This is a genomic window from Paraglaciecola arctica BSs20135, from assembly GCF_000314995.1.
GTDB classification, from domain to species: Bacteria; Pseudomonadota; Gammaproteobacteria; order Enterobacterales; family Alteromonadaceae; genus Paraglaciecola; species Paraglaciecola arctica.
The window spans coordinates 75981-102753 of the sequence record NZ_BAEO01000027.1 but is presented as its reverse complement, the minus strand read 5'-3'; the positions used below and the strand labels follow the sequence as shown (position 1 = coordinate 102753).

General features: G+C 40.2%; 18 protein-coding genes. 11 read left to right on the top strand and 7 right to left on the bottom strand.

Features of this window, described 5'->3' with window-relative positions:
- Positions 1–418 precede the first annotated feature (418 nt).
- Positions 419–3187, bottom strand: a complete 2769-nt coding sequence (gene prsT, locus GARC_RS09630) for an XrtA/PEP-CTERM system TPR-repeat protein PrsT (RefSeq protein WP_007619321.1) — start codon at positions 3185–3187, stop codon at positions 419–421.
- 99 nt (positions 3188–3286) lie between these two features.
- A complete protein-coding gene (locus tag GARC_RS09625) occupies positions 3287–4570 on the bottom strand; it encodes a TMEM143 family protein (RefSeq protein WP_007619319.1) in 1284 nt (427 codons plus the stop codon).
- Positions 4571–4900: 330 nt separating this feature from the next.
- Between GARC_RS09625 and GARC_RS09620 the strand changes: the two genes are divergently transcribed.
- The 5 genes from GARC_RS09620 to putA all read left to right on the top strand — a co-directional run bounded on the left by GARC_RS09620 (position 4901) and on the right by putA (position 13371).
- Positions 4901–6658 carry a DEAD/DEAH box helicase gene (locus tag GARC_RS09620; RefSeq protein WP_007619317.1) on the top strand — a complete coding sequence of 586 codons (1758 nt, stop codon included), beginning with the start codon at positions 4901–4903 and terminating at the stop codon, positions 6656–6658.
- A 175-nt stretch (positions 6659–6833) separates the two neighbouring features.
- Positions 6834–8222: a siroheme synthase CysG gene (gene cysG / locus GARC_RS09615; protein WP_007619315.1), complete on the top strand. Its 1389-nt coding sequence runs from the start codon at positions 6834–6836 to the stop codon at positions 8220–8222.
- A gap of 215 nt (positions 8223–8437) precedes the next feature.
- Positions 8438–8755 (top strand): quaternary ammonium compound efflux SMR transporter SugE, encoded by a 318-nt coding sequence (gene sugE / locus GARC_RS09610; protein ID WP_007619309.1) that lies wholly within the window; start codon positions 8438–8440, stop codon positions 8753–8755.
- Positions 8756–8781: 26 nt separating this feature from the next.
- Positions 8782–9243: a hypothetical protein gene (locus GARC_RS09605; RefSeq protein WP_007619308.1), complete on the top strand. Its 462-nt coding sequence runs from the start codon at positions 8782–8784 to the stop codon at positions 9241–9243.
- A gap of 342 nt (positions 9244–9585) precedes the next feature.
- Positions 9586–13371: a bifunctional proline dehydrogenase/L-glutamate gamma-semialdehyde dehydrogenase PutA gene (gene putA / locus GARC_RS09600; RefSeq protein ID WP_007619307.1), complete on the top strand. Its 3786-nt coding sequence runs from the start codon at positions 9586–9588 to the stop codon at positions 13369–13371.
- A gap of 101 nt (positions 13372–13472) precedes the next feature.
- Here putA and GARC_RS09595 read toward each other — a convergent pair whose 3' ends face one another.
- Positions 13473–14219 (bottom strand): ferredoxin--NADP reductase, encoded by a 747-nt coding sequence (locus tag GARC_RS09595; RefSeq protein WP_007619306.1) that lies wholly within the window; start codon positions 14217–14219, stop codon positions 13473–13475.
- 127 nt (positions 14220–14346) lie between these two features.
- Between GARC_RS09595 and GARC_RS09590 the strand changes: the two genes are divergently transcribed.
- Together GARC_RS09590 and GARC_RS09585 are read left to right on the top strand one after the other, a co-directional pair.
- Positions 14347–15159, top strand: a complete 813-nt coding sequence (locus GARC_RS09590; RefSeq protein WP_039989271.1) for a GGDEF domain-containing protein — start codon at positions 14347–14349, stop codon at positions 15157–15159.
- Between the two features lie 57 nt (positions 15160–15216).
- Positions 15217–16047, top strand: a complete 831-nt coding sequence (locus GARC_RS09585; RefSeq protein ID WP_007619297.1) for an alpha/beta hydrolase — start codon at positions 15217–15219, stop codon at positions 16045–16047.
- Positions 16048–16272: 225 nt separating this feature from the next.
- Here the strand turns inward: GARC_RS09585 and GARC_RS09580 are convergent, their stop codons facing one another.
- Both GARC_RS09580 and GARC_RS09575 read right to left on the bottom strand, forming a co-directional pair.
- Entirely contained in the window at positions 16273–16929 is a 657-nt protein-coding gene (locus GARC_RS09580) for a DUF4097 family beta strand repeat-containing protein (RefSeq protein WP_007619293.1), read from the bottom strand.
- Between the two features lie 81 nt (positions 16930–17010).
- Positions 17011–17304 carry a putative quinol monooxygenase gene (locus GARC_RS09575; RefSeq protein ID WP_007619292.1) on the bottom strand — a complete coding sequence of 98 codons (294 nt, stop codon included), beginning with the start codon at positions 17302–17304 and terminating at the stop codon, positions 17011–17013.
- A gap of 117 nt (positions 17305–17421) precedes the next feature.
- On the opposite strand from GARC_RS09575, the gene GARC_RS09570 reads away from it, so the two are divergent.
- Together GARC_RS09570 and GARC_RS09565 are read left to right on the top strand one after the other, a co-directional pair.
- Positions 17422–18639, top strand: coding sequence for an Nramp family divalent metal transporter (locus GARC_RS09570; RefSeq protein ID WP_007619291.1), 1218 nt, complete (start codon positions 17422–17424; stop codon positions 18637–18639).
- 279 nt (positions 18640–18918) lie between these two features.
- Positions 18919–19878 (top strand): HEPN domain-containing protein, encoded by a 960-nt coding sequence (locus GARC_RS09565; RefSeq protein ID WP_007619290.1) that lies wholly within the window; start codon positions 18919–18921, stop codon positions 19876–19878.
- Between the two features lie 68 nt (positions 19879–19946).
- Here GARC_RS09565 and GARC_RS09560 read toward each other — a convergent pair whose 3' ends face one another.
- Positions 19947–20867, bottom strand: a complete 921-nt coding sequence (locus tag GARC_RS09560) for a cation diffusion facilitator family transporter (RefSeq protein WP_007619288.1) — start codon at positions 20865–20867, stop codon at positions 19947–19949.
- 443 nt (positions 20868–21310) lie between these two features.
- Positions 21311–22171 carry an ATP-grasp domain-containing protein gene (locus GARC_RS09555; RefSeq protein WP_007619287.1) on the bottom strand — a complete coding sequence of 287 codons (861 nt, stop codon included), beginning with the start codon at positions 22169–22171 and terminating at the stop codon, positions 21311–21313.
- 206 nt (positions 22172–22377) lie between these two features.
- On the opposite strand from GARC_RS09555, the gene GARC_RS09550 reads away from it, so the two are divergent.
- Entirely contained in the window at positions 22378–23526 is a 1149-nt protein-coding gene (locus GARC_RS09550) for an efflux RND transporter periplasmic adaptor subunit (RefSeq protein WP_007619286.1), read from the top strand.
- 10 nt (positions 23527–23536) lie between these two features.
- On the top strand, positions 23537–26731 hold the full coding sequence (locus GARC_RS09545; protein ID WP_007619285.1) for an efflux RND transporter permease subunit: 3195 nt from the start codon (positions 23537–23539) through the stop codon (positions 26729–26731).
- Positions 26732–26773: the final 42 nt, after the last annotated feature.

The window sequence follows — 26773 nt, the reverse complement described above, 5'->3', positions numbered from 1 at the left end:
ATTGCAGCTGTTTATTACGGCCATCTTCACAATAGCGTGTGGTTGCCGTAAAAATTTGCCTCGGTACCTCCAATAATTGTTCGATTGTATAATACCAATCCGTATAAAGAAGTGACCACTCAGAATGCACCAGCCATTTTTGCGTAAGGCGTCACTATGCAGTAATGGTTAATCCCTTTCAAGTAGTGAGAACGAAGCGCAAGAATGGCTGGTGCTTTCCCTTTAGGGCGAGTTTTAAAAGGACTTACTCTGCGTTGCTCGAATTCGCAATAGAATAACTATTACTTCATTCAAGCGCCTTGATTAAGTCCTTTTAAAATCTCGCTGAGAGGTCACTTCTTTATGCGGAATGGTATAAACAAAAGGCCACAAAACGTGGCCTTTGAATAAATTATATAATCCTAACTATTAGTCAATACTACTCAATACCAAAGTCAGCCTTTAGCTGGGCGACTCTAATAATTGATGCTTTCTGTTTCATCTCACGCTGACTTAGTTTGCGTTTAGCTAAAAACATATCATCCGCTAATAACAGAGCTTCAACATAATTGAGATAGATTTCTTCATTTTGCATATCATCAGTTATCGCTCGGTCATATAATTTTAACGCTTCATTGTAGTCTTTTTCCGCTACAAATATTTGCGCTAGAGTATCCAAAGCCGCGGGGTTACTAGGTTCGAGTTCAACTGCCTTTTCTCCATAACCCTTAGCCTTATCAATATTACCTTTTTGTAAATGCAAATAGGCTAAGTTATTACTGGCAATATAATTATTAGGGTTTTGTTGCAAAGCCAGTTCATAAGTAACCATCGCCCCAGATAAATCATCACCTATTTGTCTTTCTGCCAGTAACATTTTTGCGGCCAAATCTGTGGGTTGCTTCTGAAGATGTTGCTTAAGCAATTCTATGCTTTTGTTTGGTTGTTGTAATATTTCGTAGGTGGCCACCAGTAACATTAAATTTTTAATATTTGGCACCGCATTGTAAGCAATCAGTGCATTTTCTAATGCCAATTCTGGCTGTTTATTATGTAATTGAAAACGCGCCAGAAAACCTTTGCTTAAGGGTAAATCAAGTACATTCTCAGGTAATGCATCATACGCCTTTTGAGCAGCAGGATAATCCGCCTGCATAATGAGAAAGTGAGTATTCAACAACTGCATCTGAACATCGTCACGATTGTTAAGATATCCTTGGGTCAATTTTGAACCTTCTGCAAATTTATTCTGACTGTCGAGTAATAATAACTTACCTACAATAGCGTCCTTATTATTGGGTTCTTTTGCCAACCATGCATCGTAATGCAAAGTAGCCGGTCGCAGTTGGTTAGTTTTAATCAAACTTTGACCTAATGTTTTCCAATAAGCTTGTGGCAGGTCTTTTTGATCTTTTATTGCGTTTAATAACTCAATAGCTTTTGGGTAGTTGTTTTCGACAACTTGGACACGGGCTAGCAGTAACCTTGTAGTAATATTTGCAGGATCACGGTTAAACGCAGCTTGGATTTTGTCAATTCCTGATGACAACTTATTAGCTTTTTTACTGACCATATAATAAGTCGCCAATGCGGGGACATTATCAGGATATTCAAGTAACAATTGCTCTAATAACAGGCTAGCCTGTGCCACATCTTCTTGTGCCAATGCTAAGTTAACCATGGCTAATTTTGGTGAGGGGCTAATTTTGTCTAGCCCTGACGCTTTTTCAAATTCTACTTTTGCCTCATTAAATTTCTGTTGCCTTGTGTAAACATCGCCAGCCAACAGATAGGGTTTTGCATCATCAGGGCTAGTGATTTTCCACTTAGCTGCTAGTTCCAAGGCTTTATCATATTTCTTAGTGACTATGTATGCTTTTGCGAGAGTAGTCTGTGCGCTCACCAGTTCAGGGGACTTACTAACGGCCTCTTCTAAGTTAACAATGCCATCAAGGTTGTTCAGAGATAGCTGCAATAGTCCTAAACGTGTTAAATCTTCAGCAGTACGGCTGATATCTGAAGATTTCTCTATCAAAGCTTTAGCTTCTTTTTCAAAACCACCCCGCAGCAGTTGATAACTTGCCTTGGAAAACAATGGGGCGTCTTTATCAGTGAGTTGATCGAGTCGCTCTAACACATCCCCCACTTCTGAGGTAAGTCCTAACTGCAATTGACTCGCCGCAAGTAATCTAAGACCAGGGTGATTATCTGGTAATAAAGACGCGATATAAGTCAAATGGCGGTTGGCACTTGAATAATCTTGTATTTGATAGGCTGAATAACCTGCAATCAAGCGTAGAGACGGCTCATCAATATTACCAGTAATGGCTATTTCTGCACGCTTAAGGGCATTAGCATAATCACCTTTATTTGCATAAGTTGCAGCTTTCAATTGATTTAGTAAGGCATTTTGATCATTGAGTAACAGAAGTTCATCTATATAGGGATCAGCAGCTTCTAAATCACCTATATCCACCAATAATTTAGCCAAAACAAAGGTTGTTTGTTTGTCTTCTGGGTAAAACTTAACATAGTCTTTAAATATTTCAGCAGCTTCATCTGGTGCACCAAGAGACAATTTTAGCTGAGCTAATAACTTCAGTACTTCTGCATTTTGTGGCGCTTGTTCACGCAACTCAGTTACAGTTGCAGCGGCTGTTTCATATTCTTTATCTAATACCAGCTTATAAGCTGCCGTCAGACCTTTAAAAACAGAACTTGATTCAATTACAGACAATTCCTCAATCAATAAACGCGCTTCATCTAATTTATTTAAGCGCGCCAATGCAACCACTTTGAAATAACCGATTTCAGCTCGTTCGACCGAGGTTAAACCACCTTCGTTATGTTCTAATTTACTAATGGCTGAATAGGCACCAGTTTGCTGGTAAGCTTGAGTTAATAGTGGTAATACTTTTGATGCTTCAAAACCATATTCTAATGCACGATTAAGCTCTTTCTCAGCACTTTCAAACTGCTTCTGTTGAATATAAAGCTGCCCTAGTTCAAATCGAGCTTGAGCTGACTTCGGCTCAACTTGCACCGCATTTTTCAGTGCAACTACAGCAGCAGCAGGTTTATTTTCTGCAATATATTGTTGCGCGTCTTTTATATATTCGTCGCTTGTTTGTTTACCGCAACTCGATAACGCACTTAATGCAACAACAGCTAATGCATATTTTAATTGCGTTGAATTAAAACCTTTCATACTGATTATTCCTTGTATTAATCCTATGGAGATATAATGACATGTGTTTTTGTCTTATGCGACTAGCACAAACAGTTTTATTGTATAGATATTCCTCATTTATTCTGGCAATGGCGCATTGGAAAAGTTAAATATTCCGTCCCATTGAGCATCAAGTTGCGATTGTGCGACCTTTATTGGCAATGCCGTATATTTACCGTCAGCAGATTTAATAATACCAAATCGTTGCAATTTAGCTAAAGCATCGGCGATTTCAAAATCAATTTGAAAATCAAAATGTACTGCAAACCACTGTTCTATTTTATTGTCCAGTTGTTCGCTTGTCATAGAAGCCCCCTGAACCACAAGAAAATAATAAGCCAATATAGCTTCTTTACATTCTTCTTCTTCAGCAGAATCGATAAGATGATGAAAGACACCTGAGTTGTTATCTAAGTTTTTAAAGTACAAGTTATCTGCCAAGGCTTTCATAAAACGCAACTTTCGGTTTTTAAACTTACTCCACTCTTTAAAGATAAAACCACCTAACACCCCTGCCCCAACCCCCAAAGCAATTAATTGCTGGGTGTTAATCGTCACTTCTTGGTTAGTCAATCCCAGCCAATAACTAAAAAGTCCTGCTAATACTAATAGCGAAGCGCCAAGTTTAGTCACTAAGACTACCGCCCCCCCGACTAATGCCGAACCTCCTATTATGGCTTTATCGATCGTTCTCATACGCACCTGACTATTAGGGAACAACATTTCTAAATCGGCTTTAGGTACATTCTGAAAGAGCTTAATTATGGTAGAGCCTGGGTCGGCAATGCCCTGCTTAAACTTCAGTTTTTTACTTTTTGTCTGGCTAAAATAATCTGCATCTTTAAATTTAATGTACACCGCAACTTTGTCGTAGTTGGTGAAAGTTATCTTTTGTTTACGTAATCCCCAAAATTTACTGATAGTTTCGGTTTGTTGATATTCGCCACGGCGATAAAAAACTACATCTTCAAAATCTTCAAATTCAACCGCTAACCTCACCTTAAATAATGATTCTTCTTGTAGCGCTTCTTGTAGATCTTGATCTGTGACTTTTTCGAAGTTAGCCGCATTTAATACTTGGGTAAATCTAGAGGTGAAGCTAGATTGCTTAGCCTGCAAAATATCATCAGTTAACTTAGTAACGGTTAAGGTGTCGGAATTAAGGTCAAAAGGTGCATAACTATCTTTTAATTCTTCTAGAATTTGATGATATTCGAAATGTAAGGTACTCACGATCTGCTGACAAAGTGTTTTAAATGGACTGAGTTGCTCACCTGACAATTGGCCATCATCTAAACAGGCTTGGATCAAATCTGTTTTTCTCAGTGGGATAAATCGGTCTTTCTTAATACTTGGTTTCATAGAGGCCTTTGCTCTTAATCCTAAAAACTACTTTTGATGAAAAATTTGCCAAATGAAGAAATCTATCGTCACATGTTAACCACCTGATACAACTAAACCACTTATTTGCAACATACTTGACAATAAACCACAAATTGCTGCACCACAAAAACACATTTCCCAAAAATAATGCAATTAAACAAAGCATTACATGGAGTAAATGTTGAAAATCGAATATAATTTAACCTTTGAAACCGTGCCGGCTTCGCCTTAAATAATTGTATTACTGATTTTAGAAATTGTATTACCGATTCAAATAACGCTGTGCCTGCCTGTACCCTGGGAAAATTGATGACAACCACCACATCTGAAATAACATTTAGAGATTTAAACCTACCCGAAGAACTGCTGCAAGCATTAGATAAAGTCGGCTATGAAAAACCAACACCTATTCAAGCAGAATGTATTCCGCTTATATTAGACGGCCATGACGTCTTAGGTACTGCACAAACAGGTACCGGTAAAACCGCCGCCTTTGCCTTACCTATGTTAGCGAATATTGATCCTGATGATAAGAACACTCAACTATTGGTATTAGCACCGACTCGTGAACTTGCTATTCAAGTAGCTGAAGCATTCCAAGTGTATGCAAGCTTTTCCAAGAAAATTAACGTATTGCCTATTTACGGTGGTTCGTCTTACGATAACCAAATTCGTCAACTAAGACGCGGTACACAAGTTGTAGTCGGAACACCTGGCCGTGTTATTGACCACATCAAAAAAGGTACACTTAAACTCGACAAATTGAAGTTTTTGGTACTAGATGAAGCTGACGAAATGTTGCGTATGGGCTTTATCGACGATGTAACCTGGATATTGGGTCATGCCCCAGAGAAGCGCCAAACAGCACTTTTCTCTGCAACTATGCCAGACCCTATTCGTAAAATAACCAAGCGTTATTTGAATGACCCTAAATCAGTCAAAATCGAATCCAAAGTAGCTACCGCTAGCACCATTCGCCAGCGTTATTGCCAAGTAGCTGGACATCATAAATTAGAAGCTCTGACTCGCATATTAGAAGTCGAAGTTTTTGATGGTGTGATCATCTTTGTTCGCACCAAAACAGCCACTATGGAATTAGCTGAAAAGCTGTCAGCACGAGGATATGCAGTTGAACCTCTTAATGGTGACATTCCACAAAATTCACGTGAACGTACTGTTGATCGCCTGAAAAAAGGCAAAATCGATATTTTGGTTGCCACAGATGTTGTAGCTCGAGGACTTGATGTTGAACGTGTAAGTCATGTAATCAACTTTGACGTGCCTTATGATACAGAATCATATGTTCACCGTATTGGTCGTACAGGCCGTGCTGGACGTGAAGGTGATGCGATATTGTTTATTTCACATCGTGAAAAACGCATGTTGTTTTCTATTGAACGCGCCACTAGGCAGACAATTGATTCGATGACTATTCCGTCAATCTCACAATTAAACGAAACCCGTTTATCTCGTTTTAAAAATAGTGTGATTGAAGCGATTGGCGACTCCTCAATTGAAACGCTAATTCCAATCGTTGAATCAATTCAAGAAGAAACTGACGCAGCACCAGAAGTGATCATGGCGGCATTAGCCAAAATAGCTCAAGGTGATGAGCCACTTATCCTTAGAGAAAGTGACCGTCCTGATTTAAATGCTGCCCCACCAAGAGGTGATCGTGGCGACAGAAATGATCGTGCTCCAAGAGAGCGCGGTGGTCGTCCAGAACGTGGCGGCGAGCGTGGCGGCGGTGAGCGTGTTAAACGTGAACGCAAATCTGGTCCACCTAGTGAAGGTATGCAACGTTATCGTATTGAGGTCGGTCATACTCATGGTGCCAAACCTGGCAACATAGTGGGCGCGATCGCTAACGAAGCAAATATCAGCAGTAAAAATATTGGTTCTATCGAAATTTATGATAATTTCAGCACAGTAGATTTACCTAAAGATATGCCTAAAGCGACACACGACACTTTACAAAAAACTCGTGTAGCAGGTCGTAGTTTAGGTATGCGCGAATGGTCAGAACAACCACCTAAAAAACGTGGTAATCCAGCTAATCGTGACTAAGCTTTAAGCTTTTAAAAATTCAGAAAGGGGCTATACAGCCCCTTTTTTTATATATACAAATACAAGTTTATCCATAACCTTAATAACCTAATGGAATATCAATTCTAATTTAATTGGTTTGCACTTCTATCCAAGCAAGGCACACTAAGCGCTACATTTTAACGAGCACTAACACATGCAATATTTCCCAATATTTTTAGATACCACAGACTTAAGCTGTTTAGTTGTGGGCGCTGGAGAAGTTGCCGCACGTAAAGTGGAATTACTGTTAAAAACCGCTACGCAGATCACAGTTGTAGCACCTTGGGTGTGCGATACAGTGCAACGATTTGCCAATGAAGAAAAAATCAACCTGATTGTCAGACCTTACGACGAGTCAGATTTAAGTAATAAACAAATGGTTTTTGTAGCCACAGATAACAGCGAATTAAACAAACAAATTCACGATCATGCCCGAGCACAGAAGATTTTAGTCAACGTGGTAGATAACACACCACTTTGCCAATTTATAACCCCATCTATTGTTGACCGCTCACCTATCATTATTGCTATTAGTAGCGGTGGTGTAGCACCAGTATTACTCAGATATTTAAGACAAAAACTCGAATCGGTTATCCCTCAGAAAATCAGTTTATTAGGGAAATTTTCAGAGAAATTCAGAGAATCCGTTAAAAAGCGTTTCAAATCAGTCACCGAACGCCGTTATTTTTGGGAAGACGTTTTAGACGGCGATATAGCCGAAAACGTATTACAGGGTAACCAACAAGTCGCGGAACAAAAATTCTTAGAAAAATTAAATGCAGCAGATGCTAGCAAAACAGTTGGAGAAGTATATTTAGTAGGCGCAGGTCCGGGCGACCCAGACTTATTAACCTTTAGAGCCTTGCGCTTAATGCAAAAAGCCGATGTAGTGGTTTATGACCGCTTGGTTTCCCCAGAAATACTAGAGCTTGTCAGGCGTGATGCTGAAAAGATCTATGTGGGCAAAGCTAAAAGTAAACACACAGTTCCGCAAAATGAAATTAATGAGTTACTAGCCAAAGAAGCCCTAGCAGGTAACCGCGTAGTGCGATTAAAAGGTGGCGACCCTTTCATTTTTGGCCGAGGCGGCGAAGAACTCGAAACGCTAATCGAACGCGGCGTAAACTTTCAGGTCGTTCCCGGCATTACTGCTGCCAGCGGCGCAGCCAGTTATGCAGGCATACCACTTACCCACAGAGATCACGCCAAATCGGTAGTTTTTGCCACTGGACACTTACAAGACAACAGTATTAACCTAAATTGGAAAGGTTTAGCACAGCCAGACCAAACCATAGTGTTTTATATGGGTTTAACCGGCTTACCTATTATTTGTGAGCAGTTAGTTAATCATGGATTGGCAGCCACTACCCCAGTCGCCATGGTGCAATCCGCGACGACTTCCGATCAAAAAGTGGTGACTGGCACCTTAGAAGATATTCAGCACAAGGCAGAAGCCGCTGACATCAAACCACCAGCGTTAATCATTGTAGGTTCGGTGGTTAGTTTACATGAGAAGTTGAGTTGGTTTGGGAAAGGGGTGTGACAACCTTTGCTATGTGGAATGATTGCTTTTTATGGACGAACACCAAGTTGGCTAATAGCCACAAGAGAAATTAAGCGAGACAAATAAAAAACTTAATATCGACAAAAATACAGAGTAATATTCGCTACTTATATAAGTGTTAGGCATTCAGAAGTGAGGACGACCTCACCTCTCAAAAATTTTCAGGGGACGACCCCTATTATTGAGAGGTGTTTATGAATTGGTTTATTCTATTTATGGCAGGACTGCTTGAGATTAGCTGGGCAATTGGGCTGAAGTATACAGAAGGCTTTACTAAATTTTGGTCAACAGTAGGCACTGTGCTAGCGCTAGTTGCGAGCTTTCTATTGCTAGGTATAGCAATGAGAACATTACCTGTTGGTACAGCCTACGCTGTATGGGTAGGCATCGGCGCAATTGGGACGGCAATACTAGGGATTATATTGTTCCACGAACCCGCTGACATGCTTAAAATCGTAAGTCTTGGTTTTATTTGTATTGGTATTATCGGCCTTAAATTGGCCCATAGCTAACAGGTCTTTTAAAAGGCCCAAAACAGTTGGCTTTTGCTCTTCCGTCGCTAGTCTTAGCCAACAGTTTTTTGCCTCTAAACGAGGAGTTATATATCAAGGAGAGTTCCATCAAGTCTTTAGCTATCTTATTCTTAATTGCCTTATCAGGCTGTTCAAGTACATCTGAAAACAATAATCCGACTGTCACTAAGCAAGAAACCCAATATATTACTGTCACTAAAGAATATATACCTCAGTTATGGTCACACCATAAACTATTAAAAGAATCACCTGAATTATGTGCAACTAAAGGAGTTAGTATTTTAAATTCACTTGGTTTTAAATCAGTAGTGAAAAATGGTAATTACGTTTATGGCAATTTCAATAATAATCGTGCTGCAATAAAGTGTATAAAAATCGATGAGCAATCTTTTGTTTACATGGTAGTTGCGGGACCAGATCCTAAGCTTGTTGAAAAATTAAGAAATGAAATATCATGGAAGTTGTAATTATTATCTAACAAAAAATCCAGATGGATTTTACTCGCCGAAAAAGCGCCTCATGATTGCGTCTATCTTAGTCCAATGTTCAATTTATTTTGGGATCGCTCTACTTAAGATCTAGTTTTTGGCAGATTTATGAAACGCTTCCTTAGATGTCACCTAAAGCCAGATTGGCAATTCTCAGAGTTGTTTATTCTAAAATATTTACACTCTGCTTAACGGCTTCCCTACAAGTTTTTCTACAAACGTTGTAGCCACTAGTTGCAGTCTATATACTCCACGAAATATTGAATGTGCTTGAAAAAAGCGCGTTTTAAGTTTCACTTTCCAACTTATTTGGAGTTGCACATGTTGTTTGACGGTAACTTAGTCACTGAATCACCGATTCGTCAAAAAATTCGCGATTTTTATCGCATCGATGAAAACCTTGCCGTTGAACATATTCTGCCAGATGCAGAAGTCAATATGCGTGCTCGTAGTCGTGCTTGGGAGAGAGCCCGTAAAATGGTGCTGCAGATCCGTAATGATCAGGAAGGCACAGGTGTGGTTGAGGCCCTACTTAATGAGTACTCACTATCTTCGGCTGAGGGCGTGGTTTTGATGTGCTTAGCAGAAGCATTATTACGGGTACCAGACAAAAAAACCCAAGATAAGTTGATCAGCGATAAATTATCCAAAGGACAATGGAGCTCTCATCTAGGCAATAGCGAATCACTATTTGTTAATGCTTCGTCTTGGGGTTTACTGTTAACCGGTGGTTTGGTTAATTATGCCAATCAACAGAATAAATTTGGCTTTTTGAAAAAAACACTAGGCAAGGTTGGTGAGCCAGTTATTCGTAAAGCTATGAATATTGCCATGAAAGTCATGGGTCAACAGTTTGTTATGGGTGAAACCATTGAAGATGCGGTGCAGCGGGCTGAAGAAAAAGAGCGTAAAGGTTATGTTTATTCTTACGACATGTTAGGTGAAGGTGCCAGAACCCAAAAAGATGCCGATGATTATTTTAATGCCTATGCACAAGCCATAAAAGTTATCGGCAAAGCAGCAAAAGGCAAAGGTCCTAGAAGAAGCCCAGGGATTTCAGTTAAGTTATCAGCCATACACCCTCGTTATGAATTTACTCATAGAGAAAGAGTTATGGCGGAGATCCCGCCAAAACTTAAAGAGTTGTGTCTGCTTGCCAAAGAATTTGATATTGGCTTAACGGTTGATGCCGAAGAGTCAGAACGTTTAGATATTTCCCTAGATATTATTGAACAAGTATTTAGCGATCCCGACTTAACTGGTTGGGATGGTTTTGGTTTAGCCGTGCAGTCTTATCAAAAACGTGCCATGTACGTGATAGATTGGTTGCGAGAACTGACTCAAAAGGTCGGTCGCAAGTTGATGGTCAGATTGGTAAAAGGCGCCTATTGGGATACGGAAATAAAAAATGCCCAAAAAGATGGTTTGGAACACTTCCCAGTGTTTACCCGTAAATCATCTACCGATGTGTCATATCATGCCTGTGCCAACCGTTTGCTCGATTATCGTGACACTATCTATCCACAATTTGCGACTCATAATGCTTACACTGCGGCGGTAATAGTGGAATTGGCCGGTGATGATAAAGAAGGTTTTGAGTTTCAGTGCCTGCACGGTATGGGTGACAGTCTGTATGATCAGATCGTTTCCTTAGAAAGTATCCAATGCCGCATTTACGCGCCTGTAGGAGAGCATGAAGATTTATTAGCCTACTTAGTGCGCCGCCTGCTTGAAAACGGCGCAAATTCTTCTTTTGTTAATGCCATAGTTGACGAATCAAGACCCGTTGAATCATTACTCGAAGATCCGGTTGAGAAAACCCAAAGGTTAAAATCTAAATATAACGACCAAATTCAGAAACCCATTGCCTTGTACGGTAAAGAAAGAGACAACTCCAAAGGTCTTGATGTCACAGACATTAATCAAATAACACCGTTAAAGGCGGCCGTTGATCGCTGGTTTGATGAACACCTATTAAGCGAAGAGCAAGTACCTGAAGGTTGCCTTGCAGTGCGAAACCCTGCCAATTTGGATGAAATAATTGGTTTTCATCGTTTCGATACTCAGCAGCAAATGGCTGATAAATTAACTATTGCACACCAAACATTTAGCACTTGGTCACAAACTCCAATTGAGGAACGGGCCAATTTGTTGCGTCGTACTGCGGACATCCTTGAACGTAATATGGATGAACTCATTGCTTTGTGTATTAAAGAAGCAGGAAAAGTCACATCAGATGGAGTGGACGAAGTTCGTGAGGCGGTTGATTTTTGTCGTTATTATGCCGCCCGAGCGGAAGAACTTGCTGAAGATGACCGCTTAGCGCCAAGAGGCGTGGTGTTGTGTATTAGTCCTTGGAATTTCCCATTAGCGATCTTTTTAGGACAAGTGGCAGCCGCTATTGTTACCGGTAATACAGTCATTGCCAAACCAGCAGAACAAACCAGTTTAATTGCCTTGCGCGCTTTACAGTTGATGGAGTACGTGGGTTTACCCGCAGGTGTAGTGCAGTCTGTAATTGCTGCTGGGCCAGATGTGGGCGAAGTTCTGTTACCAGATGAGCGGATAAAAGCGGTAATGTTTACCGGTTCAACCGTTACCGGTAATGTCATTGCTAACGCTTTGGCACACAGAGGTGGTGAACAGGTTCCTTTGATCGCCGAAACAGGTGGTCAAAACTGTATGATTGTTGACTCAACTGCTTTGCCTGAACAAGTGGTTGATGACGTGATTGCTTCTGGATTCCAGAGTGCTGGTCAACGCTGTTCAGCCTTACGAGTGTTATTTTTGCAAGAGGAAATAGCCGACTCGGTTACCGAAATGTTAATCGGTGCATTACATGAGTTAAGCGTCGGTGATCCTGCTTATTTGGCGACCGATATTGGCCCAGTTATTGACCAAAAAGCCTTGGCTAATTTACAAGCCCATGCTGAAGATATGCAACACAATGGCACCTTGTTATACGAATGCAAAATACCAGCAAACAAGGGTACTTATTTTGCGCCTAAACTTTATCAAATAGCCGATATATCAGTTCTTAAACGTGAAGTTTTTGGCCCTTGTGTACACATAGTACGCTTCAAAGCAGAAGAGCTGGAACAAACTGTAGAAAAAATCAATGCCACTGGGTTTGGTTTAACTATGGGTATTCATACTCGCATTGACTTCAGAGCTATAGAGTTAATCAAACTATCTCGCGCTGGCAATGTATATGTTAACCGCAATATGATTGGCGCTATTGTAGGAGTTCAGCCCTTTGGCGGCCGCGGACTTTCCGGAACCGGCCCTAAAGCCGGTGGACCTAATTATTTGACGCGCCTAATGCTTGAAAAATCGACACCACGAGCCGTTGGCGAATCCTTACCTAACACAGATAAAGCGTTAGAAAGTAACCCTGAAGCTGAGCAACAAGCAATCCAGTTCATGGAAAATGCTCGCTCTAGCGAACATGAGTGGCGCTTAACGGATTTAAATACCCGTGTATCTTCAGTTCGTCAATTACTTGCGACTATAGCCAAAGTGGGCATAGTAGAGGATCTAGCCGATGATTTGAATTCCACATTAGCCGCGGCTCGTTCGCAGTTGATCAGTATCGAAAAACGCCTGAAAAAACCCAAAGTGTTACCTGGGCCAACGGGTGAATCCAATGTGTTGTACTTAGAGCCCAGAGGGATCATTGTTTGTTTCGCCGATAAAAACGTAACTTTCGAGTATTGGATTTTATCCGTTGTAACTGCGCTAGCAACAGGCAACGTGGTTATTTCAGTGGTATCTGAACTGTTTTACGCAGAAGCGACAGAATTCCGCGAACAGTTTTTAGCAACCGGCGCACCAGAAAATGTATTTCAGGTTGCTAAGCTGCATCATTTACAATCATTGTTAGCCGAAGACGATCTAGCTGGTGTGGTAATAGACAGTGAAAGTGACCGCTCTAGCTACATGGTACAAATGTTAGCCAAACGCACTGGGGCAATACTACCGGTTATTACCGCTGAATATTTTGACCACTTGATCCAACGTTTGTTAACGGAAAAAACAGTGAGCATAGATACCACAGCATCTGGCGGTAATACTTCATTAATGACATTGGTAGAAGAAGACGAGTAAAACAATTCAAGTTGCCTCCAGTTCAAAGTACGGCTGGGGGCAACCCATATTTACTTGTTATTTTTTGGGGATGTTTTCTTACTCGAAGCTTGTGTTAGTTTTTACCAATATCTCTCCATGGATATCTGACCGGGTGTCCGCCTTAGATGTTTAGATAAACCCAGTTCAACTAAGGTCTGTATGCCATCTTCGATCATGGCTGGATTGCCACATAACATAACTTGGCTATGGTCTGGATGAATATCTAGACCTACTTTCTGTTGAATAGAGGTAGATTTAAGCAATGCAGGAATATGCCCCCGTAATCTATCGCCTTTACTTTCTCGGCTTACGATGGGCACAAAATGAAACCTACCAGCATATTGCTTAGACCAAGTTTCAATCAATTGGGTATAGGCTAGGTCATGCTCATACCGTGCACCATAAACTAATATTATATTTTCATAACTCTGCCACGCTTGTTCAGTGGCTAAAATAGATAAAAAAGGCCCTACTCCTGTACCTGTTGCCATTAGCCACAAGTCGCGACTTTTAGGCACTTCATCAAGCACTAAAAATCCAGTTGCAGGTGACATGATTTTTAATGGATCGCCCATTTTTAATGTGTGTAATTTAGGAGACAACAAACCTTCTTCAACAGGCACAGCGATGATCTCTAACTCATTATCGTCTGGATCACTAACAAGTGAATAGGGACGAGATAATATTTTACCATCCTGTTCTACGCCGACCTTAGTAAACTGTCCCGCCGTGAACTCGGGAAAATCGTCGCAAGAAAAACGCAAACTAAACAAATGATCATTCCAATCCGTTCTGCTTACCACTTTTGCATCTAACCACTGCGCCATTTAACTTATCCCCGTTGAAAATGTATGTTGGAAACCACAATATCATATGCGCATTTTATTAAAAGTGAGTATGATTTCGTTATAGCTTGCGAAATAAAACTTACTGATCACTAAAATGGATAAATCATTGAGTATTAAACACATATTAAACTCAGCACATACCATGACTGTAACTTATGTTATTTCCCTTACACTGATTACTAGCCTGTCTCTTTTAGTGTATTTCTCGTTGGATAACATCATCGTTAATCAAAGTACTGCTAGCAATCCTATTAGTGTATACGTGCCACAAATTGATGTTGAGAATAGTAAAAAAAGCGATACGTTGCGCGCCTCTCAGCGATTAATATTTATTGTCATTGTGCTAAGTGTATTTATTTTTGGCATTGTTATCATCCGTACATTTTTAACAAGCTCTGCAAAAAATACTAAAAGTTCGCTCCAAGAAGCCAATCACGATTACCTCACCAATCTACTTAATCGGCGTTCTTTTGAGTTACTTGCGCAACAAGCGGTTGCCATCAGTGAACGTTACAAATCTGATCTATCTATAGTCAGTTTGGATATCGATCACTTTAAATCCATCAACGAACAATATGGGCAAGCATTAGGCGACAAAGTGATTCAAAATGTAGCTAATGTTATTCAAAAGAATTGCCGCGATTCAGATTCAGTGTTTCGTTTTGACGGTGAAGCGTTTTTAATTTTACTGCCACAAACCTCAATAGCTGATGCAACTAAATTTGCAGATAAAGTTCGTAATAAAATTGCTAGCGCCCCCACTTTTTCAGATAAACTGATTATAGAAATCACTGTCAGTGGCGGCGTCGCACAGTGGCAGAAAGCAGAAATTACGTTAGAAAGTGCTCTGAAACGAGCAGATAAGGGTCTAGTTCAAGCAAAGCAACAAGGGCGTGATCGCATAATAAACATTAGCTGATAGCAGTTAATTATCGTATTTCTGCTGCCTGTCACATTTTAAACAAAGGAAGTTTTGTTGAAGTATTTTGTATTCTTTATTTTTCTATTATTTTGTTCATTCGGATTTGCTAATGATGCTTTTGAAATACCACGGAGCAACACTGTTGAATTAACTGATCCCGCTACCAAGAGGGTTTATCCTGTATTTATAAAAACACCTCGTTCTTACGGATCAAATACAGATAAAAATTATCCAGTAATCTACTTAATGGATGCGTTGTATAGTTTTCAAATTGCGTCTGGAGCTACTCGATTCCCCATGAATAGTGGCGCAATGCAAGAAGCTATTATTGTTGGCCTGTCTTATTCAAAAGGTTCCAAAGGTGCATCTAGCCGAATAAGAGATTACACACCGAGTAACGCAACTAGTTGGAAACTACAAACTGGTGATGCTGAAGGTCATGGGAAATTTATAGCTGAAACTGTTTTTCCTTACATAAAAGCTAACTATAGAGTTAGTTCATCACAGCGCACTTTTGTAGGGAATTCACTTGGAGGCTTGTTTGGTGCGTATATGTTGTTTACGCATCCAGCGATGTTCAGTAGTTATATACTGGGTAGCCCTTCAGTATGGTTTAACAACCATGACATATTGACTATGAATATCACCAAACCTAGTTTACCGATTAAGGTATATTTATCCGTTGGTAGCTTAGAACAACCGGAGTTTGGTGAGAAACAAGATATGCTCGCGGGAGCTAAACAATTAGCAGAAAAAATTGCAGCCCAGTCAGGTGACAATACAACTCTCAAGTTCAGAGTTATTGAGGAGGCTAGACATGCAACAGCCTTTCCAACCACCTTAATTCAAGGGCTAGACTGGATTTATGGCGACCCCGAGAGATAAAATAAAGGGAGAAGAAGACTGCTGCTTCAATGAACAAAATGCTTTTAGCAATATATACTGATGGGCTTAGCAAAATGCGAATAGGAATTACTCACTGACACTCCCCCTAAAAGCGCCCTCCTCCTATTCTAAAACTATTTCAAATGCCTTTTGATGTTCTTCAAACTAACATCACCAGAACTATCTCTTTTTAATTTAAAATCAGCGGCACCATTTATATTTATGTCACCAGAACTGTCTGCAACTGTCACTATGCCTGATACGTTTTTTTGCGCGGATATCACCTGAAGAGTCGTCAATGTTCACATCTCCAGAAACATCTTTTAGTTGAATTTCACCTGAGCGATCATTAATAAACACGTCACCTCGTAAGTCTTTACCTAACAAATCCCCCGAACGGTCTTCAATTTTTACTAGGCCTGTAATATCGGATAATTCAATATCACCGGAACGATCATTTATGGATACACCATTTTTAAGAGACTCAATTATTATATGCCCTGACCTATCATCAACCAACAAAGCCAATGATGGCGGCATGGTGATCTCTAAATCGATTCTTGCATTGTTGTAACTGTCATTTTTAAATTGTGCAATCAATACTGCTGTATCGTCTTGCTTTTCAAGGCTCAGAATATAATGGTCGTCACTTAATTCCTCACCAAACACTTTGGCGATGACCGCAATTTCTGACTGACCTTCCTTGCCTGTTATGCGCAACTCACCCGCACCAACATCGACCTTTAACTGCACTATTGCATTGTCAGCTAAAGCCAAGTCCACTTCTTTGTTTAACTTTGCGCTGTCCCACCCATCGGCGAAAAGCCCCTGACTCAAAAACGCAATACATACAACTAAACAAACAATAAGCAACTTTTTCATGATTTAATCCTTTTTTAACACTGGCTTGGTAAGCGATATAGACTAAGTCGCTAACAACTAGCAAAAGGTTTAAATGACGGTTTACTTTATTTGTTGGGCATTAAAAATATGCATATTGGGTGCAGCGCTAACTAAAGCTCTAACCTCAGCAACAAAAGCTTGGGAACTAGGCAAGGTAAAATGGGCATCAATGGCGGCTTGATCGGCCCATTGTTCAAAAAAGAACAAACGCAAAACATTTTCAGGATCTTGATACACGGCATGGCTGATACAGCCTGTTTCAGTGCGCGAATGCGCCACGTGTTTTTGACAGACTTGCATAGCTTGCTGCATATGGCCTTCTTTTATTAACAAATCACCGGTAATAATAATCATTAGGTTAGGTCATCTTAGTTAAGTTAATAGATTAAAACACGGGCTCTGGCATAATCACAATAAAGCTCATACAAAAAATACAGCTCATAAAACCTAGAACAGAGTAGGTAATGACCAATGTTACAACGCATTAAAAATATCGGCCCAGGTGCATTAATCGCCGCCGCTTTTATTGGCCCAGGCACAGTGACGGCTTGTACCTTAGCTGGCGCAAATTTTGGATACACCCTACTTTGGGCGCTGTTATTTGCGACTATCGCCACTATTATTTTGCAAGAAATGTCTGCTCGGCTGGGATTAGTGACTCAAAAAGGACTGGCTGAAACACTACGCATTATGCTCAATCAGTCAGTCTGGAAATGGCCGCTGTTTATTTTGATCATAGTGGCTTTGTATTTAGGCAATGCTGCCTACGAAGCAGGTAACTTATCCGGTGCAGCCTTAGGTATTGATGCGCTAACAGATGACAGCCAGTCTTTTTACCGAATATCTGTGGCTGTGATTTCGCTGTTAGCTGGTTTTTTATTGTGGCGCGGTTCATATAAACAAATTGAACGTATGTTACTACTATTAGTAACATTAATGGCGCTGGCATTTATTGGGACGTTTATATCAGTTGGCCCAAATTTCACCGCTATTTTTAAAGGCCTCACCACACCTCAAATTCCAGATGGAAGCCTATTAACTGTTATCGCCCTAATTGGCACAACTGTGGTTCCTTACAACCTGTTTTTGCATGCTTCAGCGGTCAAAGCTAAGTGGTCGTCAGTGGACGATTTAAATCATGCTAGAGCAGACACAGCGACTGCCATTGGCCTAGGTGGGCTCATTACCATATTAATAGCCTCCACAGCCGCAGCTAGTATCTTTGGCAGCGGCTTACAAATATCTGGCGCCGGTGACATGGCCAAACAACTCGAACCACTATTTGGGTCATTTTCAAAAACCATGTTAGGTGTAGGTTTTTTTGCAGCAGGCTTAAGCAGCTCCATCACCGCACCTTTAGCCACAGCTTATGCCATGACCGAAATCTTAGGCATTAAAGGCGGCACTTCGTCACCTGTCTTTAAGCTAATTGCGCTAAGCGTGGTTATCAGTGGTTCAGCCCTCGCCTTAACCGGCATCAAACCTATTAGCATTATCTTGGCCGCACAATTTGCCAATGGTTTGTTGTTACCTATCATTGCGATTTTCCTACTAATGGTAATGAACCAGAAAACACAATTGGGTGAATATACCAATAAATGGCTGGGTAATACTTTGGGTATCATAGTGGTGCTTATCACTGCAGGTTTAGGTGTTCGTTTAATATTGAGTGCGACTGGGGTGCTTTGATTTATTCTCGTTTAGTACCTTATCAATCAGCTGTTCCAGCTCTTAAAAAGAAATTTCATCGGATTTGACTCTGGCGGTTTCGGTAAACAGAGAGCTCTAGGAAAATACCGTATCTCCACAATCGCTAAATCAGCAACGGTAAAAAAATATTAAGCTATACAGTAAGTTAGTGGCTATGCTAAAACATATGTTATTTAGAAAGCTGGTAAAAGTCCGTGTTTAAACACAGAACTTTTCCAGCTATTAATATTGTAAAATTTTCATGGAGCAGGCGTTTGTATGTCAAACGAATTAAAAGATCATATCGACGAACATATGCCACATATCGATGAAATATTAGCGGAGCAGAATATTCCAATCCATGGGAGATTCTTTATTGCGGGAAAGTTGTATGTTGAGACTGCAATTCAGAATTCCAGTTTTCAGTCTAATGAGGAATTACTTGAGAGCGAGGTTTATCGTGAATGTATTCTTCCTCTATTTAATGACTGGTACTTTAAAAAGTATGGTGATCTTGCTAAAGGACAAGGGAATTATGTGTATTCTGGGGTTGTTTTAGCGTACGGACAACCAGTAAAACTGAAAATACCTGCCACTACAAATGAAGTCATAGAAAAAGGGAAATTGGCAAAGATGACATTTCCTGATCATTTGCAGGAATCGGAAAATTTTGAAGATTTAATCGAGCCAAATTTTAAGCTTAGTAAAATGGAAGAAACCTCAGTTCGTAAGCTTCGTTCTCAAATCGAACGGGTAGTTTCTTTAACTCGCTCAATCAATCTAGATTTGAACATGGCTAGCCATGTCAACCAGACAGCCTCTGATATGGCTCAAGGAATATGGAGTCACTTCGAAAAAGGCATCAGTGACATACTGAGTTTAAGAAGCGAGCGGGCTTCCATAGCATGCTGGGAGTTCCATTTAGCGATAGAGAAATCAATTAAAGTATTGATCCATTCAAAATCTGGAAACAGCAAGCATGGCCACAACTTGGATGACCTAATTTCACATTTGAGTAAGTTTGAGAGCGGTATTGATTCATCTGGTTTGGCAGGTTTGCCTTCTGACAAAGATGCTATAAAATTAAGGTATGCGGAAATGATCAAAACTCCTATTGATGCCTTCGAATATTATCTTATAGCGCTTGGGTTTGTAGGTGATATTGTTTCCAGGTTAGAGCAAAAAGTTCTTATAAAAAACGCGTCCTTTATCTTAAAAATAGCCCCGTGGGCGAAATAATCAAAGGGGACAGCCGTTTTCAGAGCCGTAGAGTTTTTGCCTTACAACTTAAAAATGGATTAACCAACCTACCCTGCCAACTTCGGATCCTTAATAAACAAAATGTCCATGAGAATCGATGGGTTCCATTCGCGCATGGCTGTTTCGCAACTTATTCGAATGTCATCTAGTTCGCTAATAGTGGCAACTGAAAATGACTCAGCCACTATGATATGCACCAATATATACAGATCTCTTCCGCTTTTGCTGATACGCACTTCAACATGCTCGTACGGTACCGCTACAAGGGTTTGCTTAAGTTTTTTCTCAATGACCAAAGTTACCGCCTCGGGCGGAGCTTTATTGATAACTTCGTTGAGGCTTTCGAGCATAATTTTAGCTGGTATAGGTAAAATAGCCGTACCCAACACAATAAGTAGTAATGGGTCGATAAAGGGGGCATAACCTGCAAAACTGGTTTTCTCAATAAAATAAGCCAAACAAAAACCTAGTAAAATCGATGCACTTAACACACCGTCTACAAACCAAGTATGAGCATCAACGCCTACTAAATCTGAACGCAAATTTTTACCTTGATACTTCATATAACTGGACACGGCAAAACAGCCAATTGTTGCTATTGCACCATAAATAATTGCCAGCCCAAATTCTGCTGAGTTGCCCCCAGTCATTAGGCTGTCTATGGAGCCAACAATAGCGTACAAACAAGTGGCAATGATAATGAGTGACTTAAATAAATTAAGAGTGGGTTCGATGGCGGTATAACCAAAGTGAAATCTATCATCGTCAGGCTTTTGTACCAGGTTAGCCACTTTTAAGGTTAACAACGCCATAAAAAACGCAATAAGCGAGTAGATACCGTCAAATAAGATAGCAGCTGAATGCGTAATTAGGGCAAAACCCAAAGCAACAAATACAAATAAACCTGCGACATAAAACGACAGGGTTAATAAGCGTTTTTCTTTTTGTTCGTGAAAACCAATGGCCATTGAAAATAGACTGAGAGGTGGTGAATTCGCGGATAGTACTCCACTTTGTGAAATAAGATAGTGATTTAAAAAATATTTTTTATTGGAGATTTAGAGGGTAAATTGAACCGCTTATTGGGGTTGAAATCAAGACAGATATGCCCCTAATTTAGGTGATTTAACTGATTGCATCTTTTCTACTATAAATCGTTAATCAGATGCACTCAATCATGCAACTTGCAGTAATAGATTAAATAGAAATCAGCGAACCCTAATTCCCGCTAAATTAAAAACAGAGCACCAAAATGCTCTGTTCTTAAATACCGCTGTTACTCCCTGCCAACTTTTCAAAAGCTGGTCATAAGCAACCGATTTACCCTAGTGGTTTTTCATTGGCCAACTTGGTTTTTGGTGAACTGGATTGTGTTAACTAATATTCTGGGTCTCTTGTCATTGGTAGATACTCATAACATTTCAATAAATGCATCCACAAAACGTTGTGGAGAATCCGGGTCCATATTGAAATATAACGAAGGTTCAATTAACTCTATTTCTATGACCACAAATTCGTTTTTGTGACGTACTAGGTCTATGCGTGCATATAACACATCTTCTGGTAATGCCGCTAAGCTATGTCTTGCCGTAGTTAACATCTCTTCACAAGGTTGAATTGTGCTGAGTCGACCACCATGTTCTTCCTGCACTCTAAAATCACCTGATTCAGGCTGCTTTAAAATACTATGGCTATATTGCCCAGCGAAATAGAAAAGTGAATACTCACCCTCATCAACTATGCCGGTTAAAAAAGGCTGCACCATAAATTCACGAGTTGCAAAAATGGTGTCTAATTTTTGCGCTTGTTGTTTAAGGTTTTCAGGCGTCAATCTATAAGCATGATCAGCGTTTGCGCTAACCAAAGGTTTGATGACTAGCTCTGGAGTATCAAAATGGCTAAACCCAGCTTGTATCTCAGGCAATGAAAATGAATCGAACCAAAGAGTAGGTACAATGTTGATCCCTTGGTTTTGTAATTCTTTTAAGTACTTTTTACTAATATTCCACCTGACGATATTCAAACTGTTCTGCAGTTGAGCTGATGAGGCTTCAATACGCTGTAAACAGGCCATAAAACCTTCAGCATCATCCTGGTAATCCCAAGTACTGCGAATTACCACTACATCGTAAACATTCCAATCAACATCGGTTTTTCGCCAAGACACTTCTTCGACTAACCAGCCTACATTTTTTAGCGGTTCAAATAACATTGTGTCGGAAGAAAAAAAGTCTTCAAGACTGTCCATAGATAAAAATGCACAACGTTTCATAGGTCTCTTTATTGTTCTAGGATTGAATGCGTATCACTATAGTAAATTCACCACATTTATACACTAAGGCTTGTGGAATTTTATTAATTCGGCGAGATAATTGAACCTATTTTAAAATCACATATTTTTTTACAAATGAACTTATGTATCTGAGTTGTCGTAAGTTAATATACAGCAATTGGAATTTGTAGTTTGGGCAGAACAAAATGAAAAAGAAGTGGTTTAAAGGAATATTTCCCCTAGTAATACTGGTGATTGGTATTGGCGGCATGTCTGCAATTAAAGCTTCTGGTGAAGAAGATGAAGATAAAAAGCCAGTAGATACACGCCCTACTGTAAAAACTGAAACCGCCATTGCTGAAGACTACCAAGTTAGAATTACCAGCTACGGTGAGGTTAAACCTCTTGAAAGCACTATGATTTCTGCTCAAGTTTCCGGCGAAGTGTTAACTTGGCATCCTAACTTCGTGCCTGGTGGCTTAGTTTTACGTGGCGACACCCTGTTTACCATAGAGGCTGATACTTATGAAGCCGCCTTATTACAAGCCGAAGCGGACCTTAGTTTAGCCAGAGCAAACCTAATTGAAGAACAAGCGCGAGCAGAAGTAGCCGAACGAGAAGCAAAAGGCAGTAAAGTATCCGATTTATATTTGCGTAAACCACAAATATTAAGTGCCCAAGCATCGATGAAATCAGCTCAAGCAAGAATAAAAATAGCTCAACGAGATCTAGATAATTGTGAAATCAAAGCCCCCTACGACGCTTTGGTTGTGAAGCGTGATTTAGGTGTTGGGCAATATGTGAATCAAGGCTCCCAAGTAGGCGAATTATATAATATTGAGTCTGCAGAAGTGTTATTTCCTATAGCTGGCTTTGACAGAGAATTTTTACCCAACGACATTACCCAACAAGTCGCCACTATCAGTACCAAAGGTTACAACGCTATTACTCGCGAGGGTAAAGTTACTCGAGATTTAGGCATTATTGACAAAAGTACTCGCATGAGTCAGCTGGTAGTGAGAATAGAAGACCCTTACAGTTTAAAATCTTCTCTACCTCCACTTAAATTTGGCCATTATGTTGAAGTAGACTTTGCAGGAAAAACCCTTAATCAGGTATATCGTTTACCCCAAGAATTAGTCAATAACCGTATTATTTGGTTGTTAGATGCAGAACAACAGATGCAACCGCAACGAGTTGAAATTTTACGTGAAGAAGGGGCATATTTTTTGATCAGCGAAGGCCTCCAAAACCAAGATACCTTAGTGACGACTCTGCCTGAATATCCGCAGAAAGGCATGAAAGTTAAAATTGCCAAGCCTAAAGAAGACTTAGTCGTTCAGAAATCATTATAAGGGCACCATCATGTCTACTGAAAATACAGGCATTCCAGCTACCGAACCACAAACGCCCGAGCCCAAACAAACAGGTTTAATTGCGTATTTTGCCAATAACTCTGTTGCCGCCAACTTAATGATGATGTTTATTATCATTATGGGCATTTTTAGCTATTTCACTATTCAACGACAAATGTTCCCTAATATTGAAATTAACTATATTAGTGTGACTTCAGTCTATCGAGGTGCCTCACCTCAAGAGATTGAGCAAAGCATTTTAATTAAAATGGAAGAAGCCCTCAAAGACATTACTGAAATTAAAGAAAGTACCTCTCGAGCGCGTCGCGGCAGTGGCTCAATTACTCTAGAGATAGACCCAGACGAAGAGTTATCTGAAGTATTAGATAAGGTTAAAGCTAGGATAGACAGTATCGCGACTTTCCCAGCTGATATGGAGCCACCTAATATCTCTCAAATTGAATTTCAACAAGACGTGATCGAAATGGCACTAGTAGGTGACTTGCCAATAAGCGAATTAAAGCCTATTGCCAAACAAGTTGAAGATGAATTACTGGCATTACAAAATGTATCTTTGGTTCAATTGGAGGCCCCTGAAGATGAAATAGCCATAGAAATTAAGCCAGAAACCTTACGTAAATATAATTTATCTATTGCCGACGTAACCCAAGCGATTAGGCGTTTTTCTGCGGATATTTCTGCCGGACAGTTACGTACTGATGCAGGCATAGTGGCAGTGCGAGTCGAAAATCAGCTATACAATGGCGATGAATTCAGAAAGATCCCCGTCAAAATTGGTGAAAATGGCGCCAAAGTATTACTTGAAGATATCGCCCAAATAAAAGATGGCTTTACTGAAGGTGAGCGATATTTCAAATATTCTGGCGTAAACGCCATGTCTTTAAGTGTCAAAGCCACTAAAGAACAAAGCTCTGTGCCCATTGCTGAGTCAGTGCTTGCCTATGTAGAAGCACGCAACAAGACCTTACCTCAAGGGCTGCAATTAAAAGTTTTGGTAGACATGACTTTCTACTTGAATTCACGTTTAGACATGATGCTCAAAAACCTGTTTCAGGGTGCACTTTTAGTCGCTTTGATGTTAACCATCTTTTTACGTTTCAGATTAGCATTTTGGGTAATGCTTGGCCTGCCAGTATGTTTCTTGGGTGCTATTATGATGATGCCTGTTTTTGGTGTGACCATTAACGTTTTATCATTATTCGCCTTTATTATGGTGCTTGGTATAGTGGTTGATGATGCCATAGTAATAGGTGAAGCCGCGTACACCGAAATCGAAGAAAATGGCGGCGGCGTAGAAAGTGTTGTCCGAGGGGCTAAAAAAGTAGCGACACCTGCAACTTTTGGAGTACTAACTACCATAGCAGTATTCGCCCCGTCATTATTTGCTTCAGGTCCAGAAGCAGCATTTTTTACCAATATTTCAGTAGTGGTAATTTTATGTTTAGTATTTAGTCTAATAGAATCTAAGTGGATTTTACCGGCGCATCTAGCCCATATGAAGTTCACTCCTATCAAAGAAAGTAGTTGGCGAGCACGATTTAATAGAAGATTTTTTAGCTTTGTAAACGGTCCCTACAAAAACTTTGTCTCTCGCTGCATAGAATGGCGCTGGGTCGTATTGACTTCCTTCCTCGCACTTTTATTTATGAGCATTGGTCTGATACAAGGGGACTACGTTAGAACAGTTATGTCGCCTAAAGTGGCCCATGATTTTCCCGGCATCAATATTGAGATGAATGATAATGTCTCAGATGACACAACTTTAAACGCGCTTAAATCTATAGAAACTATGGTTTATGCTGTCGACAAAAATATCGAGGATGAATTTGGCAGCAGCATGATGAAAGACATTATGGTGTTTAATCAAGGTCGCACAGCGGGCCGGATTTTGGTCCCTCTGGTCAATGAAGAAGATCGACATTTTGACGCTTTTGAGTTAGCTAGAAGATGGCGTGAGGCCATGCCTATTATCCCAGGCATGAAGTCAATTACCATCCAAGATAATCTCATGGGTGGCGGTGGCGGTGATGGTGAATTTGGTTTCATGTTGTATGGCGCAGATATTGAATTACTTAATGCTGCTGGGCGTGAATTTATCTCCATGTTGCAACAACAGGAGGGATTATTTGACATCAGTTCAAGCATCGATCCTGCAAGTAAAGAAATCCAAATAGATTTATTACCTGTAGCTTACGATCTAGGTTTAGACCTAACCAACATCGCGAATCAAGTGGGCGCTAGCTTTTTTGGCGGCGAAGCCCAAAGAGTGATCCGTGACGGAGAAGAAGTGAGAGTCATGGTGCGTTACCCTAAACTCACCCGGGAACGTTTTGCTGAGTTGAAATATGCAGTGATCACTACACCCCAAGGGCAAGAAGTTATGCTCGGAGATGTGGTTACCTTAACCGAAAAACCAGGCATTAATTATATTCGTCGTGAAGAAGGTTATAGAAGCGTCTATGTATATGGATCTATTGACGAAGAAGTCGTAGAACCCAATACAGTGATTAGCGAAGTAGAGGAAAAACTATTACCTCAACTTAAATCTAATTTCCCAGGGGTAAAATCTGAGTTAGGTGGTTCCATTGAAGAACAACAAGCCCAAGAGAGTGAACAACTAGTATTCTTTATTGTTGGTATGTTAATGATTTATATTTTGCTAGCTATTCCATTAAAAAGTTATGGTCAACCCTTAATCATTATGTCGGTTATCCCTTTTAGTTTGACCGGTGCAATTTGGGGGCATTTTATCTTTGGTATAGACCTAAGCATGTTGTCACTTTTTGGCTTGATTGCCGCTGCAGGGGTAGTGATCAACGACAGCTTAGTGATGACAGATTTTGTCAATCAAAGGCGCAAACAAGGACATGCTTTATTAGCCGCAGTAACAGAAGCGGGATGCGCGCGTTTTAGGGCCATTACATTGACTTCAATTACCACCTTTGTGGGTGTATTACCCATAATGTTTGAAACCAGCACTCAAGCTAAAATTGTCATACCTATGGCAGTTGCCTTAGGTTTTGCTGTGCTCTATGCAACCTTGGTTACTTTGGTATTAGTACCATGTTTATATATGATACTAGAAGATCTTAAAGCCGGACTTTCTTGGTTTTTTGGTCTGTTTGGAAAAATATTCAATCGCAAAAAAACAGCACCAATAGATACATCACCATCACAAGCCTAAGTTTTTTGATACTAAAACAAGCGCCTAATTGGCGCTTGTTTT